Here is a 15,579-nt window from a genome sequence, read left to right as displayed (position 1 = left end):
GGGTTAAAGTGGGGAGGTTTTGGGTGGGATTGGACTTTTTTGTGCGCCCAAGCGCGTAAACTTGAGGGGGTTTGCAGGAGATAGGCATAGAGACTTTTGGCAGTGGCTTTAAATTGCGTGGGTGTGGCAATAAAAAGCATGTAAAGAATTAGCCCTAGTGTGAGAAGCCACGCCCCCACCACCCCTACATAGGTTTCAAGCACTTCTAAAAGAGCTTTGCCCACCAAACCTTGCGCCCCCACTAAAGCCTGCCCGAGCAGTAGGGCTAAAAACCCCAACACGCTAGCAAACAAAAGCTCTAAAGCTCTCAGAGTGGCTTTACGAATTAAGAATATCACAGAAGCTAGATAGAAGGGAAAGATATAGGCGAATACACCAAAAAAAGCGACACTCCCACGCGCCACCACACCCCCCCACACTCCAGCCAGCCCGCTAGACCCAAAGACGATTGCTAAAAATAGCAGGCCTAAGAGGGCATAGACTAGTCCAAGAATTAGTTTGATCATTCCCTCCCGCACATGTCTACATAGGCACAATAGGTGCAAGCACTTCGATCCTCTGTTTGATCAAATGCGATTTCCCGTTTACAACTCTCTAAAATTTCTAGTAGTCTCCTTTGATCCTCTTGCAAATCAGAGGAGAGCCTCTTTGGCAAAGACCCCTTTTTAAGGTCATAAAAATAGGCATGCTCGCAGGCATAGCCTAGAGATTGCGCGCCCAGAGCGTAGATTGCTAGTTGGTAACCCTCTTCTTGGGGCTTAAGCGTGCTTTTGAATTTATAGTCTAACAACTCGTAGCCGCCCGCGCTGTTTCGATCGATACGATCGATGATCCCACTAAAGACAAACCCTCCAATAGAAGTTTCAAAGCGTTGTTCGCACGCCACTACTTGCGCTTGGGCGAGTTGCTCTGCTTCGCGAGCAAAGAAAGGGGCAAGTTTTTGGGCGACCACTTCTAGTTCTAAGCGTTGGAGCGCATTTAGGCTAGCATAGCTCTCTAAACTTTGCGCGGTTTTTAAAAAATGACTTAGAGTGATGGGGGCATGCGTGCTTTGGTAATGCGATCCGCTGTAATAGGCCTCTAAGATGGCATGCAACAAAGACCCCATATTGAAACTCTCTTGTGGAGCAGGGGCAAGTTTAGCCAAATATTGTAGATAAAAACGCCGTTTGCATGCCATAAAATCTTTAATTTTTGTGGCGCTGAATCTAAAACTTGGCGGAATGCAACCCGTGATCTTGTCTTGCACACATTCCCAAGTGCGTGCTTCAGGGAAAATCACAAATTCTTTCTTTTCATTCTCAAGCAGCGGTGTTTCTAGTCCTAACTCTGCGAGCATTTTAGAGGGGATGGCATTTTGCGCGCTGCTATAAGCGATGTCCACATGGGCGGTGTTTTTGAGAAGTTGGTAATAATAGTGTTTTTGGAGATTTTCTTTATCCTTTAGGGTGGGAATGCCTAAAGCGGTGCGAGTGAATGTATTTAAGAAGAGATCATTATCCTGCACATTGGGAACTAAACGATCGTTAAAATCTAAAATCACAATACGCTCAAAGTGCAAACCACGACACTCTAGGACATCCAAAACTTTCACCTTGCCTCCGGTGGTGTGATCGAGGCGCACCTCTTGCAAATTGCGCATATAGAGTTCTAGTAAATCCACTACGCTGTATTGTTGCAAGCTAGAAGCAATGGCATTATAGGTTTCAAAAAATTCCTGATGAAAATCTTGGAGCTTATGGGCAGTGTGTTTTTCTAAGAGGGCTTGGGTGTGTTCTTGAAGGGTGGCTAGGGGGTTAGAGGTTTGGCAGGTTTGCAGGGTAGTTTTGAGCGCTTCTAAATCTTTAAAAAGGGGTGCAAACACTTCTTGGATATTTTCTCCTCGTGCAAAGTTGAGGTTATAACCCAAATCTAACAATTTAAGAGCACTGAGAATCTCCGCGCTGGGGGTGATGATGGCCAGAGTGCTGGGGTCCAACCCTTGGCTTAACCACTCTTGCACCCTTTGTAAGGCTAATCCGACTTGATCTAAGCGTTGGTTAAAGGCATAAATAGAGATATGATCTGCACACAAGGGAGATTGAGGGGTGGCTTGCACAATGGGATTTTCCCCCCTGCTTAAAGCCTGCATGTCTAAGATATAGCTATGCTCCTCTTTTAAATTAACCCCTAAAAAGCGCAAACAAGACTGGTTATAGCGATCGCTGGTGATGTGCAAAAACAAGGGCGCATGGGAAGCGATTTCTAACAACATCTCTTGTTCAAACTTGCTCAAAAAGCCCTCTAAATAAAATTCAATGCGCTCAAATTTGCATAAAACTTCAGGTATAAGAGTGGGGCGTATGCCCAAAATGGGATCGTAGTAGCCCTGTGCTTGCAAAGAGGCTTTATAGTGGCTATGGATGCGCTCTAGCACTTCTAAGTGGTGTTGGTAATCTCCGTAGATGTCTTTAGTGGGGATTTGGGCAATGTCAATGTCAAACTTGGCTAGCTCGTTAAAAAAGCGCGCCACAAAGTTACTCCCATCCAAATAGCCCAAAAAGCTTTTCTCAAAAACGATAAGATGCGCTTCTCTCTCCCCTGTGTCTTTAGCCACCTCTTTAATCGCCTCCATCAAGAGCACTTGGCGCACACTCTCGGGGATTTTTACCAGCCCTTCTACAAAACTGATCTGATTATAAAACTCCTGCACACTCCAAGCGATGGGCAAAAACCCTTCGGATTGTTTGGCATAAAAGGCATTACAAGCGCGGCGGCTACTAAAGACATACAAAGTAGGGGGGGTGTTTAAATCTAACATGACTCTTCTACGAGCGTGCACGCCCTCTTAGCGATATTTTGCGCACTAAAGCCAAAATGATCAAAGAGCACGCCCCCGGGGGCAGATTTACCAAAACTCTCCATGCTCAGCACGCTGTGCGCAAAACGCCCCCACTCCAACCCCCGCCCCGCCTCTACAGCCAACACTTTACCTCTAAACAGACTTTTTAAATACGCTTCATCCTGCTCTAAGAGCAGATCAAAGCAGGGGACACTCACCACCTGCGCCCCCACACCTTGATTTTGCAAAATCTGCACCGTCTCTAAGCAGGGGCTAACCTCGCTCCCACTACTCACTAGAGTGATTTGGGGATTAGGGTGGGCATGCACCACATACCCCCCCTTTTGCACGCTCTCTAAAGGCATATTAGCGTGCACGGGCAAGTTTTGGCGTGAGAGCACAAAGGCACAGGGTTTATTTAAAGAGAGGGCCACCTGCCAACAACGCACATTTTCATGCGCGTCCATGGGTCTAAAGACATAGAAATTTGGCAGAGCCCTTAAGTGGCTTAATTGTTCGATAGGCTGGTGGGTAGGACCATCCTCGCCCACCCCAATACTATCATGGGTAAAGATATAAAAGACTTGATTACCCATCAAAGCACTCAAGCGCAAGCTAGGGGCCACATAGTCGCTAAAGACAAAAAAGGTCGCACAAAAGGGCACAAACAAGCCATAATTAGCTAGGGCGTTGCTCATAGCCCCCATAGCGTGCTCACGAATGCCAAAATGCAGATTGCGCCCAAAGTGAGGAGATAAACAATCTTGCTGGGCTTTCAAATGGGTGTTATTAGAGGGGGCTAAATCTGCGCTCCCCCCCAAAAAGCCTAAATACGCCTCACTCAAGGCGTTTAAGATCGCCCCATTGCTCGCGCGTGTGGCGATCATTTTGCCCGCTTCAAAAGTGGGGTATTGGACTTTAGAGAAGTCTTTAGCCTGCAAGTGGGTAATGCGTGCCTTTAGATCGGGCTGACTCTCTAGGTAGCTTTGCCACTCTAACTCTAGGCGTTGTCCCTTTTCTTGCATGTTGAGCGCGCGCGCCACTTGCGCAGGGATGACAAAATCCCCGCTCAAACCCAAAGCCTCCTTAGAGCGCGCCAGCACCTCAACCCCTAAAGGCGCACCATGCACTTTTGCACTCCCCTCCAAACCTAAAGCTCCCTTGCCAATGGTGGTTTTAGCGATGATTAAAGTAGGTTTTGTGGTGGCTTGGGCGCGCGTTAACAAGCGATCGATCTCTAAAAAGTCGTGTCCATCGCCCTCCAACACCTCCCAATTTTGCGCCTTAAAGCGTTCGCGCACATTCTCACCAAAGGCTAGATTGGTGTCCCCCTCAATGGTGATCGCATTGCTATCATAGATCACAATCAAATTATCTAGCTGTAGATGCCCGGCTAAGGATGCGCTCTCATAGCTAATCCCCTCTTGCAAGTCCCCATCTCCACAGAGGCAATAAACTTTGTGGCTAATGCTTGTACTATCTAGTAAGTTTTGGGCGATCTTAGCTCCCAAAGCAAAACCTACCGCGTTAGCAAAACCCTGTCCTAGTGGTCCGGTGGTGATCTCCACGCCCGGGGTGTGCCTAAACTCTAAATGCCCGGGGGTTTTGGAGTCAAGCTGTCTAAAGGCTTTTAAATCGTCCAAGTTCAGATCAAAACCCCATAGATGCAGGAGCGCATATACCAACGCACTGGCATGCCCTCCGCTAAAGACCAGGCGATCCCGATTGAGCCAATGCGGGTTGTTAGGGTTGAGGCGCACATGCCGCCCCAAAACTACCCCCACCTCTGCCAAGCCCATCGCCACGCCCGGATGCCCGCTATTAGCCCTTTGCACCATGTCCGCGCCTAAAAAGCGCAGGGTTTGGGCGCACTCCCGCAAGAGGGGCAAATCCTGCTCTGTCAGCCTGTTGTCCATACAAGAAACCTTTAGAAGAATGCCCTCATGTTAACAAACTTGCTCTTAATCTAGGGTGCGCGCTAAAGCGATGTCTTGGCTAATCTGAGCTTTGAGGTCAGCTAAATCGCCAAAGTGGCGGTTGTCGCGGATTTTCTTTAAAAAACAAACGCGCAACACAGAGGGGGGGATTTGGATATGGCGATCTAAAATGTAGGTTTCAAATGCCATTTTTCCATCCGTGCTCAAACGATGTCCTAAAAAACTCACCGCGCGGCTGCATTGTTTGGCAAGAGGCACATTGGTGATATAGACCCCAGGGTGAGGCAATAATTCGGTTTGGAGAGCTTGGGTGTTGAGGTTTAGGGTAGGGTAGAGATGTGAACTGCCTAAGTTTTGATCGGCGATGATATGCCCTTGCAAACTAAAGGGACGACCTAAAAATTGGTGGGCTAGGCGCACATCACCCCGCTGGATACACTCCTTAATATGATAAGAGTGCAAAGCGATCCCCTTGATCTTGATGGCTTCCATGACTTGAAGCTGAATTTTAGGGGGCAAAAGGGCGCGCATTTGCTCTACACCCATGGATCGTCCCTGCGCGCATTTAAAATCATAGCCCACCACAATTTTTTGCAGATTGGGAAATTTGGCCTCTAAGAGGGCAATAAACTCGGATGCGCTAATGCCCCGTGCTTCCTCTAGGGGCAAAAAGTAGATGTGCCGGGCGTAACGCTCTAACAAGCGCGCGCGCTCCTCCAGGGGGCTCAAAGCCATTAAGGGATGGGTACGCTCCACAACTAAGACCGCACCTTGAGAACCTAGTGCGCTCAGTAGGTGCTGGTGTGCTAAGTGCACCCCGTCAAATTTTCCGATTGCCAGACTTAAACTTGTCTCATCTTTGGATATGGATAAAAATTTCTGCATTCCCAGCTTTACCTTTGATCTGTGAAGTCTCCAGCGCACACACACGCCAGCCCAAGAGCCCAATCTCTGTGAGAAACTCTTCCAAACGCGCGCTAATAGCATTTTCGTCGCACACCACGCCCCGCTTATCGCGTTTAGCCTTGATTCCCACTTCAAATTGAGGTTTGAAAAGCAACAACGCCTCTTCACTCAAAGCGCATAACGCTTTTAAAATTTTACTCAAAGAAATAAAACTCACATCACAAGTGAGCAAATCGTAGTGCTCTTGGGGAGTGAAGTGGCGAATGTCGCATTGCTCGATGACTTGTATACGGCTATTCTCCATTAAGCGTGCATCTAATTGGTTTGTGCCCACATCTACACAGACCACCTTTTTGGCCCCCTTTTCTAGCAAGACCTGTGCAAAACCCCCTTTGCTCGATCCCACATCTAAAATCACCTTACCCTTACAATCTAAAGGGTGACACGCCAAGTAATGCCATAATTTTTCTCCCGCGCGACTCACAAACACCCTTTGGAGTAATTGCACCTCTAGGCAAGCAGATACATCTAGGCTAGGTTTGCTCAAAAGTCGTCCCCCACTGGCTACCTTGCCCTGCAAAATTAAATCTTTAGCCTGTGATCGGCTTTGGGCTAGCCCTTTGTGCACCAAAAACTGATCTAAGCGCATCTAAAAGGTGGGGGCGGGCACTTTGTAGGCAAAGTTAAAGGTGATTGTGCCCAAACCCGCGATGTCCATTTCTAACTTGGCTTCCTCTTGTGCAATATGATTAAGCTTGTCAAAGGCAACTAGAAAGCCACGCGCATATTTATTGGTAGTATGTAGCACGCTGTCGAACTCGTCTTTGCTAATCTCGCGCACCCAAGCGGGGGTTTCAAACCCACGCAAGCCATAGAGTTTATAAGAAATCGCATCGTTATCCAAAAAGCTTTGATCCTCGGTAAAAATCTCTACAAAGAAAAATTCACGCGCATGGTAGAGCACGGGGTCGACATCGTTCAAATGCGTGGCTAGCGCGCTTAATACGGGTCGCAGATTTACGATGACTTCGCCCTTACGGGTGGCTTGCGTGCGCTTTTCGGCCAAAAAATCTGGTTTGTAAGCCTCTGCAAAATTATCGCTGCACGCCACTAAGCCCAGCATTAAGAGAGATAAAAGAAACCTAGCCATGCTATAATCCCACCCATGTTAACCCAACTTGTGCACACTCGAGATTTGAATCATAGCGAAATTTTGGCCCTTCTACATCGTGCCAATGCTTTTTTGCGCCAAGAAGCCGTCCCAATTAACTTAGCGCATAAACATATCCTCGCCCTTTTCTTTGAAAACTCTACCCGCACGATCGCCAGCTTTCAAAATGCCGCCGCGCGCTTGCAAGCCCATTTTAGTGTCTTCAATGTTCAAAAAAGTTCCACTAGCAAGGGGGAAACCCTCCTAGACACCTTGCACAATATCGAGGCGATGGGTGTGGATTTGATCATCACACGCCACCATCATTCTAGCTCTGCGCGCTATTTTGCTAAACATCTAGAATGCGCCTTTATCAATGCTGGGAGTGGCACACTCTCTCACCCCACCCAAGCCCTGCTAGATTTGCTCACGATCTATAACCACTTTGAGGGCACACTAGAAGGCAAAACCATTGCCATTGTGGGAGATATTAAAAACTCCCGCGTGGCTAATAGTAATCTCGAATTATTGCCCCGCTTTGGGATAAAAGTTATTTTGGTTGCTCCCCCCCACTTCTTACCCCCCACTTCTTACCCTAGCACGCATTCTTTAGCAGAGGCACTAGAGGTAGCAGATGTGGTGATGGGGTTGCGCACCCAAACCGAGAGGCATAGCCTGCAAACCTATGGATCGCTCAAGGACTACGCCAAAGATTTCTGCTTGACGCGCGCGCGCTTGAAAAATCGCTCCATCCCCATCTTGCATCCGGGCCCTGTGCACCGCAATATCGACATTGAGGACGCACTTTTGGACGATCCGCGTTGCCAGGTATTAGAGCAGGTCAAATTAGGCGTATTTTTGCGCATGGCATTGATGGAGTGGATGCTTGGGAACACTTAATCCAGAGAAAATGCATCCCAAAAGACACTAAAGGTCTAGGTCTCCCCTAAAGGGATTTCTAGCCGGGAAGTCAACGGGGGGGCTTTACATTCACTTAATAGCTGTTTTGGGCCGAGAAAAGTTCCCCCAATTTTTTGAGAAGCACGGGTGCGTCGTCTCTATCCATCATCACTTCAATCAGAGCTAGTTTGTCGGTATGTATGCGCGCATGCTCTAAGGCTTGAACCAGCTCCTCCACGCAGGAGGCTTTAAATTGTAGAGCTTTGCGATTCAAGCTTACATCAAACATGTCGATGAGCTGCGTGTAGTGCCACATATTGATATCATTGTATTGGCGCTGAGGGCCATGGATGCATCGTTCTACCGTGTAACCATCATTATTGATCACAATGATAATGGGGTTAATATTTTCTCTGAGCATGGTGGAGAGTTCTTGTGCGGTGAGTTGCAAAGAGCCATCCCCTATCAAAAGAATATTTCTGCGATCCCTATTAGCCAAACAAGTCCCCAGCAGAGCTCCAAAAGTGTATCCAATCGATCCCCAGAGAGGTTGTCCCACAAAAGTTACTCCATCGGGCAAATTGACGGCCACTGCCCCAAAAAAAGAAGTACCTTGTTCGGCAATCAAAATATCATGGGGTTGCAGATGTTGGGCAACTACTTGGAAAAATTTTTGCTGGGTGAGTTTACCAGATAAGGGCACATCTTCCTTAGGAAGGGATGTGTGGGAGAAATGCGTGTTAAATTTTAGAGTGGATAACTTTTTAAGCACATCTTCCATCAAAATATCACTGTAAATTTTCTCGCCAATCTTACTATAGAGTGGGTGGATTTCAATGGTAGGTGTAGGGTCTTGGCAGATGTAGTTAAAGCCGGCAGTGAGCGAATCGGTTAACTTCACTCCGATTAAGAGGGCAAGATCAGCATGCTTGATGGCCGAAGTGACTTTTTCATCGCTCAAAATGCCATTGTAAATCCCTATGAAATTGGGATGATTTTCTGGAAACACCCCCTTACCCATAGAAAGTGAGGCAATGGGCAAATGAGTCTTGTGGATAAAATCATAAAGGGCTTGGTTGAGAGAGTAGCGGTTAACCTCGTAATCGGCTAGCACAATTTGCGCCTTAGAGCGTTCAATTTCCTGTGTTACTGCCTCAATAAAGGCGTTTAAAATATTCTGATCACTCTTGGGTTTATATTGGATGGAGGCAGACACTTCAATTTGCAGATTGGGCACATCTACGGGCATTCCAATATAAACGGGCTTTTTTTGCAAATAACACTCTCCAAGCACGCGATCGATCTCATGTTGGGCGTTCTGCTTGTTTAAAATGGTTTGGGCTACCGTTACTTCTTCGTACATGCGATAAAATTTCAAGAACTCGCCATCGCCCAAAGTGTGGTGGACAAAGCGCTTATTTCCCGATACATTCCTAGAGGGCATTCCCACGATTTTAACCACGGGCACGCTTTCTGCATAGGCCCCAGCAATGCCATTGATCGCGCTCAATTCGCCCACGCCAAAGGTCGTTACCAAAGCTCCCATAGGCTTGATACGACCATACCCATCTGCAGCGTAGGAAGCGTTGAGTTCATTGCAATTACCTACCCAATCTAAATGCGGATCGTCTTCTATCAAATCCAAAAAGCCTAGATTATAATCCCCTGGCACCCCAAAGAGGTGTTTAATTTCATAATCCTTTAATCTATCCAAAAGATATTGTCCAATGCTACATGTCATGCAAACACCTTTCGTAATCTAATCGCCAATTTCATTCATGGGAGAGCAACACCACCAGCGCAGTTACGGCTAGAAACCCCTGCTCTAAAGAGAATTATAACACAACTTCAATGGGCATTGTTTTAGAAGAATAGGCTATAATTCTATGCAAAAAGGCTTTTTAATGCTCCGTTTTGCGCCCTCACCCACCGGGAACATGCATATTGGGAATGTGCGTGCAGCCCTGCTCAATTTTATCATAGCGCGGCAACTCCAACGCCCCCTGATGGTGCGCATTGAGGATACAGACGAGGCGCGCAACATCCCGCACAAGGATCAGGAAATCTTGGAGCTCTTGAGCGCAATAGGCATTTCTTGGGATCAGCTAGTCTATCAAAGCGCTAATTTACCTACACATTTAGAATACGCTCAAAAACTCTTAGATCATGGCCTAGCCTTTTACTGCCACTGCACTCCAGAGTTTTTAGAAGAACAAAAGCAACGCGCCTTGCAGGAAAAACGCCCCTTTAGATACCACGATACATGGGCTCTCCTGCAAAAACAAAGCAACCCCCACCCTGTAGTGCGCCTGAGGGGAAGCGCGCATGCCCTGCAATTTGCAGATCAGATCAAGGGTACGATTCGCTTCGAGCCCCATGAGCTTGATAGTTTTGTGATCTTGCGTGCTAACAAAGCCCCTACTTACAATTTTGCCTGTGCATGCGATGATTTTACTTACCAAATCAGTTACATCATTCGGGGCGAAGACCATGTGAGCAACACCCCCAAGCAAATTCTTATCCAGCAAGCACTGGCTAAGGTCTTAGAAGTCAAATGCCCTGAGATTACCTATGCGCATTTACCCTTGATTTTAAACCACGAAACCGGTAAGAAAATGAGCAAACGCGATGCTGCCTCGAGCGTGTCGTGGCTCTTGCAACAGGGTTTTTTACCCCAAAGTGTCGCCAATTATCTCATCACTCTAGGCTATAGCCCCCCTAAGGAGATTTTTAGCCTGCAGGAAAGTTGTGCTTGGTTTGATATAAATAAACTGAGTGCCTCTAGCGCGCGCTTTGATCTAGCCTACCTGCGCCACCTCAACCATAGGCACCTGCAAAATTTAGAACTCTCAGAACTCCAAACACTCCTAAAGCTCGACCATCCCCAAAAAGCCCAGCTCGCTAAACTCTTCTTAGAAGATTCGAGCACTTTGTGTGAATTACAAAGCAAATTGACCTTGATGTTCAGCCCCAAAGATATCACCTGTGATTATGAGGGAGAAAATTTCTACGATCGTTGCGCAACTCTCTACCAGGCCCTACAAACCCTATGCCTAGAAGAATTAGCAGATTTTCAGGCTTTCAAACAAGCTGCTATGCAAGCTAGTCAACTCAAGGGCAAGGACTTTTTTAAGTCCTTGCGCATCTTGCTCACCGGACAAGCCCACGGCATTGAGTTGGGTCTGCTCTATCCCTTTGTGCGCACCTTCGCGTCTGAAATCCTCACTCTAAAGGACCCCCATGGTTGTTAGCACTATTCTAGGCGCATTTGCCACGATTTTGCATAGCCTAATCACGATCTACACATGGGTGATTATCATCGCGTCGATTTTGAGTTTTATCAAACCCGACCCCAATAATCCCTTGGTGCAAATTCTCTACCGCCTTACAGAACCCGTTTTTGCAAAAGTTAGATCGCTTTTGCCCTTTTTGGTCTTTAATGGCCTTGATCTCTCTCCTCTGGCTGTCATCATTCTCCTGCAATTCGTGGACATGACTGTGGTCAAACTTTTATTCGTCTACGCACAAGGCTAAAGCGTGTTGCGATTGTTGTGCTTTTCGTTGTTGCTCTGCCTCTTGGGGGCTGAACCCCTGACTTTGGATTTTTTAAAAAGCAAACCTGCGGGTATTGCGCGTGATTTTTACATTTGGATGTTTCTCAAAGAAGCAGACACCACCACACAGGAAGCCAAAAGCGCTTATCAATTAGTCACCTACAAGAGTGCCGCCATCCAAGAGGCCATGCGCGCCAAGAACGCTTTGGGCATGGGTATCACCAATCTGTGCACCAGCCTCTCTCTTCAAGAGCTTGTTCTCAAAGATTCCCAGTGCATTGCGCTGGGTCTTACCCTTTCTAAAGTATTTGCCAGTGCCAAACGCGCTTCAGAACGCCCTCTTTTGCAGCGCATGCAGAATCAATTGCTCAAGGACTACCCCAAACTCAGCGCCTCCATTGGAATTTTACTCCACCATGATATCCCACAAGCCCTCTTTGCCAGCAGTGTTACCACGCTTGTCTATCTCTACAATGCCCTGCCCTACAAGCAACGCCTCCAACTCTTAGATCACTCTATCGAGCCCAAACTCCTTGAATCCTTTATTAACCAAAATAACCCCAAACTCAACCAGATTATCCAACGCATTATAGTTGACGCGCGTTTCTTGCATTTTAAGAAATCCCTAGCCAAGGCCAATATCACCAACACGGACGACAAGACTTTTTTCCTGCTAGGGATCAACGCCTTAGTAGAAAAGCAAGAGGACAGAGCCCTAGATTATTTCAAGCGTACAGCCTACCAAGCTAGCACACCATTCCTCAAAGACAAGGCCCTCTTTTGGCAATACCTCATCACCCAGGATCGAGCCATTTTAGAGAGCTTAAGTGAGAGCAATAACCCCAATCTTTTCAGTCTTTACGCCAACTTCAATCTCCATAAAACCCCACCCTATCAACTTGTTACCACCTTGCAGGCGCGCCATAAAAAACCCCCTTTTGACATTACAGACCCCTTTGCATGGCAACTCTTTCGTGATCAGACTCTTGCGCTCAAAGATGAAAATGTGCGTGCCAAGAGACTTGAGAGTCTTAAGACTCCCCAAACCCTTCCCCATTTAGCCTATTTTTTATCCCGTTACAATAAGCAAAAGCATTATTTTCTAGCCCCCTATGAACACATCATTACATGGAGTTCTCTACCAGAGAAAGCTTTAGCTTATGCCATTGCGCGTCAGGAAAGCCTCCTTTTACCCGCTCTCATTTCGCGCTCTTACGCGCTAGGCCTAATGCAAATTATGCCTTTCAATGTGCCTCATTTTGCCCAACAAATGGGAGTAGGACCCACTAAACTTACAGACATGTTTAATCCCAAAATTGCCCTGCCCTTTGGCAACTACTACCTCAACTATCTCAAAGCTGAATTTGAACACCCTCTCTTTGTCGCCTATAGCTACAATGCAGGCCCGGGATTTTTTAAACGCCTCTTGACTCAGCGGCATTTTTTTAGACCTGGTAAATTTGAGCCATGGTTGAGCATGGAGCTTGTTCCCTATGAAGAAACCCGCATCTACGGGCAGAAGGTCATGGCTAACTACATTATCTACCAGCGCATTTTTGCCCCGCATGCCAAACCCATGGACATCAACGCCTTTTTTAACGACACACTTAAGTCTAGGAGATAATATGATTAAAAAATGTCTGTTTCCCGCGGCGGGCTATGGCACGCGCTTTTTGCCTGCCACTAAGGCGATGCCCAAAGAGATGTTGCCTATCGTGAATAAACCCCTGATTCAATATGGTGTAGAAGAGGCCATGGAAGCCCAATGCGATACCATGGCCATCGTAACAGGGCGGGGAAAGCGCGCCATTGAAGATCATTTTGACATCAGCTATGAACTCGAGCACCAAATCAATGGGACTAATAAGGAGCAATTTTTAGAAAGTATCCGCACTATCATGCAAGCCTGTAAATTCTCTTATACTCGCCAAAATGAGATGAAAGGGCTAGGGCATGCCATTTACACCGCCCAAACTTTAATTGGCAATGAGCCTTTCTGTGTTGTGTTAGCAGACGATCTTTGTATTAACCCTCAAGGACCCGGAGTGCTCTCCCAAATGGTCGCCCTTTATGCTAAATACCAATGCTGCATTGTAGCCATTGAAGAGGTGCCCATGGAGGAGGTGCATAAATACGGAGTGATCAAAGGACAGGAGATTGCCTATGGGGTGTATCAAGTGATGGATATGGTCGAAAAACCCAAGGCCCAGGAAGCCCCCAGTAATCTAGCGATTATCGGGCGTTATATCCTCACCCCTGATATTTTTGCCGTGCTTGCCACCACCAAGCCGGGCAAGAACCAAGAGATCCAAATCACAGATGCGCTCTTAGAGCAAGCCCAGCGTAAACAGGTTTTGGCCTATAAATTTCAGGGCAAGCGTTATGATTGTGGGAGCATGCATGGGTTTGTGCAAGCCACTAATGATTTTTACGAACTGGTGAGGGGCTAATGACCGATCTGTGGTTTTACGCGATTTACTGGAGTGCGGGTTTCTTCCTAGCCTTTCCCATTTTCATTATCGGTCTGATTTACACCTACTTCCAACCCCCTCCTCCTGCTAAAAAACCCCCCGCTCTCAAAGAACTCATCAGCAATTCCGCCATGCTCAAGACCAAAGAGGAGTTTGACACCCTTGTGGACAACTTCATCCGCTATTACAACATCCTCCCTAAAGATGCCAAAGAGGGCGATTGGTTAGGACTCATTGAGAGTATCGCTGAGAGCGAATACATAGACATCGATTCCACGATTAAATTTGGGCATGATCTAGAAGAGGCTAATCCCAAACTCTCTAAATCCATCGCTAACACCGTGGGGCTCGCACTCAAACATAAAAAGAAAGATTAAAGGGAAATTGTGGATTATTTGGAAATCAAGGGAAAGCAATCCCTATCTGGAAGTGTGGCGATTTCAGGGGCTAAGAATGCGGCTCTACCCATCTTGGCATGCACGCTCTTGGGAAGTGCGACACAGATCGCAGGTTTACCTGCTGTGGCCGATGTGCATGCCATGGCAACTCTGTTGCAACATTTGGGGGTGCAATTGACCTGGGATAGCCCCCATGCTCTCAAACTCGATGCCACACATATCACTAGCCTAGATGCGCCTTATGATATTGTGCGCAAAATGCGCGCCTCTATTTTGGTCTTGGGTCCACTTTTAACGCGTTTTGGCAAGTGCAAGGTGAGTTTACCGGGGGGTTGTGCTATTGGCGCGCGCCCAGTGGATCTACATCTCAAAGCCTTAGAAAAAATGGGGGCACAGATTCATATCGAACAGGGTTACATTGTTGCTAAAGCTAAAAAGGGATTGCGCGGGTGCGATATTGTCTTTGACAAGATTAGTGTGACGGGCACGGAGAATGTCATTATGGCTGCCGCACTGGCTAAGGGGGAGAGTAAGATCGTGCACGCCGCCCAAGAACCCGAAGTGGTGCAACTCTGTGAGTTTTTACAAGAGGCGGGCGTGGAAATAAGCGGTGTGGGCAGTAGTGAAATCCATATTCAAGGCACACAGCAAGAAACCTTAACATTCCAACCCATAAAAATTATTCCCGATCGCATTGAGGGAGGGACTTATCTGTGCGCAGCTGCTATCACCAATTCCAGTCTCTCTATTACCCATGCCAATGCTCACCATTTAGAAGCCATCTTGGGCAAACTCAGTGAAATTGGTTTTGGCCTAGAAATCGAAGAATTAGCCCCCCATGAGCATACCATTTACATTCACCCCGCCCCCACGCGTACACCCTTTGAGATCATCACCACTGAATACCCCGGTTTTCCCACCGACTTACAAGCCCAATTCATGGCTCTAGCCACCCAGTGCGCGGGCGAGAGCTTGATTGAAGAGCGCCTCTTTGAAAACCGCTTCATGCATGTGAGTGAATTACAGCGCATGGGGGCACAGATCAATCTTAAGGGGTCATTAGCGCGCATCAAGGGGCAGAGTGCGCTCATAGGCGCAGATGTAATGGCAACAGATTTGCGCGCTTCTTCTGCGCTTGTGCTGGCTGCTCTAGTGGCTAAGGGGAAGAGTCGTGTGCACCGCATCTACCACTTAGATCGCGGTTATGAAACCCTAGAATCTAAGATGTCTGCCTTAGGCGCGCATGTTAAACGCTTGCAAGAATAATGCATTTTGGTTTCAAAAAATCCTATTGACGATCTGCATTGGTGGTGCGCTGTGGATAGCTTTCACACCCACAGACGCTTACCACGCCGCTTTGTGGGCGGACTTTGATGATACCAGAATTCCCTAGCTTTAGCTATGGGGAGTATGTCAATATAGAAGAGGGTGCAATCTAAGAG

At 47.3% G+C, this 15,579-nt stretch carries 13 protein-coding genes and 1 pseudogene; 7 read left to right on the top strand and 7 right to left on the bottom strand.

The genetic code is table 11. From position 1 onward, the window contains the following. From KCO92_RS03990 to KCO92_RS03965, 6 genes and pseudogenes are all read right to left on the bottom strand, one after another. Positions 1–506, bottom strand: a pseudogene (locus tag KCO92_RS03990) (hypothetical protein); the annotation flags it as partial. After that, positions 503–2,800 (bottom strand): PD-(D/E)XK nuclease family protein, encoded by a 2,298-nt coding sequence (locus KCO92_RS03985; RefSeq protein ID WP_104696222.1) that lies wholly within the window; start codon positions 2,798–2,800, stop codon positions 503–505. The gene KCO92_RS03985 and the pseudogene KCO92_RS03990, both read right to left, overlap by 4 nt. Further along, complete coding sequence (gene tkt / locus KCO92_RS03980) at positions 2,794–4,737, bottom strand: transketolase (protein WP_104696221.1); 1,944 nt, start codon at positions 4,735–4,737, stop codon at positions 2,794–2,796. The genes KCO92_RS03985 and tkt overlap by 7 nt, the downstream gene beginning before the upstream one ends. A gap of 45 nt (positions 4,738–4,782) precedes the next feature. Continuing rightward, positions 4,783–5,643 carry a bifunctional riboflavin kinase/FAD synthetase gene (locus KCO92_RS03975; protein ID WP_104696220.1) on the bottom strand — a complete coding sequence of 287 codons (861 nt, stop codon included), beginning with the start codon at positions 5,641–5,643 and terminating at the stop codon, positions 4,783–4,785. Continuing rightward, entirely contained in the window at positions 5,612–6,313 is a 702-nt protein-coding gene (gene tlyA, locus KCO92_RS03970) for a 23S rRNA (cytidine-2'-O)-methyltransferase TlyA (RefSeq protein WP_104696219.1), read from the bottom strand. The genes KCO92_RS03975 and tlyA overlap by 32 nt, the downstream gene beginning before the upstream one ends. Beyond that, entirely contained in the window at positions 6,314–6,814 is a 501-nt protein-coding gene (locus tag KCO92_RS03965; RefSeq protein ID WP_199766205.1) for a hypothetical protein, read from the bottom strand. Positions 6,815–6,829: 15 nt separating this feature from the next. Here KCO92_RS03965 and KCO92_RS03960 point away from each other — a divergent pair, with 15 nt between their 5' ends. Continuing rightward, positions 6,830–7,714 (top strand): aspartate carbamoyltransferase catalytic subunit, encoded by an 885-nt coding sequence (locus KCO92_RS03960; RefSeq protein WP_104696218.1) that lies wholly within the window; start codon positions 6,830–6,832, stop codon positions 7,712–7,714. 94 nt (positions 7,715–7,808) lie between these two features. Here the strand turns inward: KCO92_RS03960 and KCO92_RS03955 are convergent, their stop codons facing one another. Continuing rightward, positions 7,809–9,455 (bottom strand): alpha-keto acid decarboxylase family protein, encoded by a 1,647-nt coding sequence (locus KCO92_RS03955; protein WP_104696217.1) that lies wholly within the window; start codon positions 9,453–9,455, stop codon positions 7,809–7,811. 163 nt (positions 9,456–9,618) lie between these two features. Here KCO92_RS03955 and gltX point away from each other — a divergent pair, with 163 nt between their 5' ends. From gltX to murA, 6 genes are read left to right on the top strand one after another with little or no spacing between them, the layout of a single operon-like run. Continuing rightward, the gene (gene gltX / locus KCO92_RS03950; protein WP_104696225.1) at positions 9,619–10,965 is read left to right on the top strand and encodes a glutamate--tRNA ligase; all 1,347 of its coding nucleotides are present in this window, start codon (positions 9,619–9,621) and stop codon (positions 10,963–10,965) included. Further along, the gene (locus KCO92_RS03945; protein WP_104696216.1) at positions 10,955–11,248 is read left to right on the top strand and encodes a YggT family protein; all 294 of its coding nucleotides are present in this window, start codon (positions 10,955–10,957) and stop codon (positions 11,246–11,248) included. The genes gltX and KCO92_RS03945 overlap by 11 nt, the downstream gene beginning before the upstream one ends. 3 nt (positions 11,249–11,251) lie before the next feature. Further along, entirely contained in the window at positions 11,252–12,892 is a 1,641-nt protein-coding gene (locus tag KCO92_RS03940; protein WP_233710525.1) for a lytic transglycosylase domain-containing protein, read from the top strand. Between the two features lies 1 nt (position 12,893). Further along, entirely contained in the window at positions 12,894–13,718 is an 825-nt protein-coding gene (galU, locus tag KCO92_RS03935) for a UTP--glucose-1-phosphate uridylyltransferase GalU (RefSeq protein WP_104696215.1), read from the top strand. Then, entirely contained in the window at positions 13,718–14,116 is a 399-nt protein-coding gene (locus KCO92_RS03930; RefSeq protein WP_104696214.1) for a hypothetical protein, read from the top strand. The genes galU and KCO92_RS03930 overlap by 1 nt, the downstream gene beginning before the upstream one ends. Positions 14,117–14,125: 9 nt before the next feature. Then, positions 14,126–15,403, top strand: coding sequence for a UDP-N-acetylglucosamine 1-carboxyvinyltransferase (gene murA / locus KCO92_RS03925; protein ID WP_104696213.1), 1,278 nt, complete (start codon positions 14,126–14,128; stop codon positions 15,401–15,403). The last annotated feature ends 176 nt before the right edge of the window (positions 15,404–15,579 follow it).

The organism is Helicobacter salomonis (assembly GCF_017979425.1).
Classification (GTDB): domain Bacteria; phylum Campylobacterota; class Campylobacteria; order Campylobacterales; family Helicobacteraceae; genus Helicobacter; species Helicobacter salomonis.
Note: the sequence above shows the minus strand (reverse complement) of the source record. Positions and strands in the feature narration are given on the sequence as shown.

Coding starts and splice junctions, on each gene's coding strand:
- KCO92_RS03955 (WP_104696217.1), bottom strand. CDS start 9,455: ATGACATGTAGCATTGGACAATATCTTTTGGATAGATTAAAGGATTAT.
- tlyA (WP_104696219.1), bottom strand. CDS start 6,313: ATGCGCTTAGATCAGTTTTTGGTGCACAAAGGGCTAGCCCAAAGCCGA.
- galU (WP_104696215.1), top strand. CDS start 12,894: ATGATTAAAAAATGTCTGTTTCCCGCGGCGGGCTATGGCACGCGCTTT.
- KCO92_RS03975 (WP_104696220.1), bottom strand. CDS start 5,643: ATGCAGAAATTTTTATCCATATCCAAAGATGAGACAAGTTTAAGTCTG.
- KCO92_RS03965 (WP_199766205.1), bottom strand. CDS start 6,814: ATGGCTAGGTTTCTTTTATCTCTCTTAATGCTGGGCTTAGTGGCGTGC.
- KCO92_RS03930 (WP_104696214.1), top strand. CDS start 13,718: ATGACCGATCTGTGGTTTTACGCGATTTACTGGAGTGCGGGTTTCTTC.
- gltX (WP_104696225.1), top strand. CDS start 9,619: ATGCTCCGTTTTGCGCCCTCACCCACCGGGAACATGCATATTGGGAAT.
- KCO92_RS03945 (WP_104696216.1), top strand. CDS start 10,955: ATGGTTGTTAGCACTATTCTAGGCGCATTTGCCACGATTTTGCATAGC.
- KCO92_RS03985 (WP_104696222.1), bottom strand. CDS start 2,800: ATGTTAGATTTAAACACCCCCCCTACTTTGTATGTCTTTAGTAGCCGC.
- KCO92_RS03960 (WP_104696218.1), top strand. CDS start 6,830: ATGTTAACCCAACTTGTGCACACTCGAGATTTGAATCATAGCGAAATT.
- tkt (WP_104696221.1), bottom strand. CDS start 4,737: ATGGACAACAGGCTGACAGAGCAGGATTTGCCCCTCTTGCGGGAGTGC.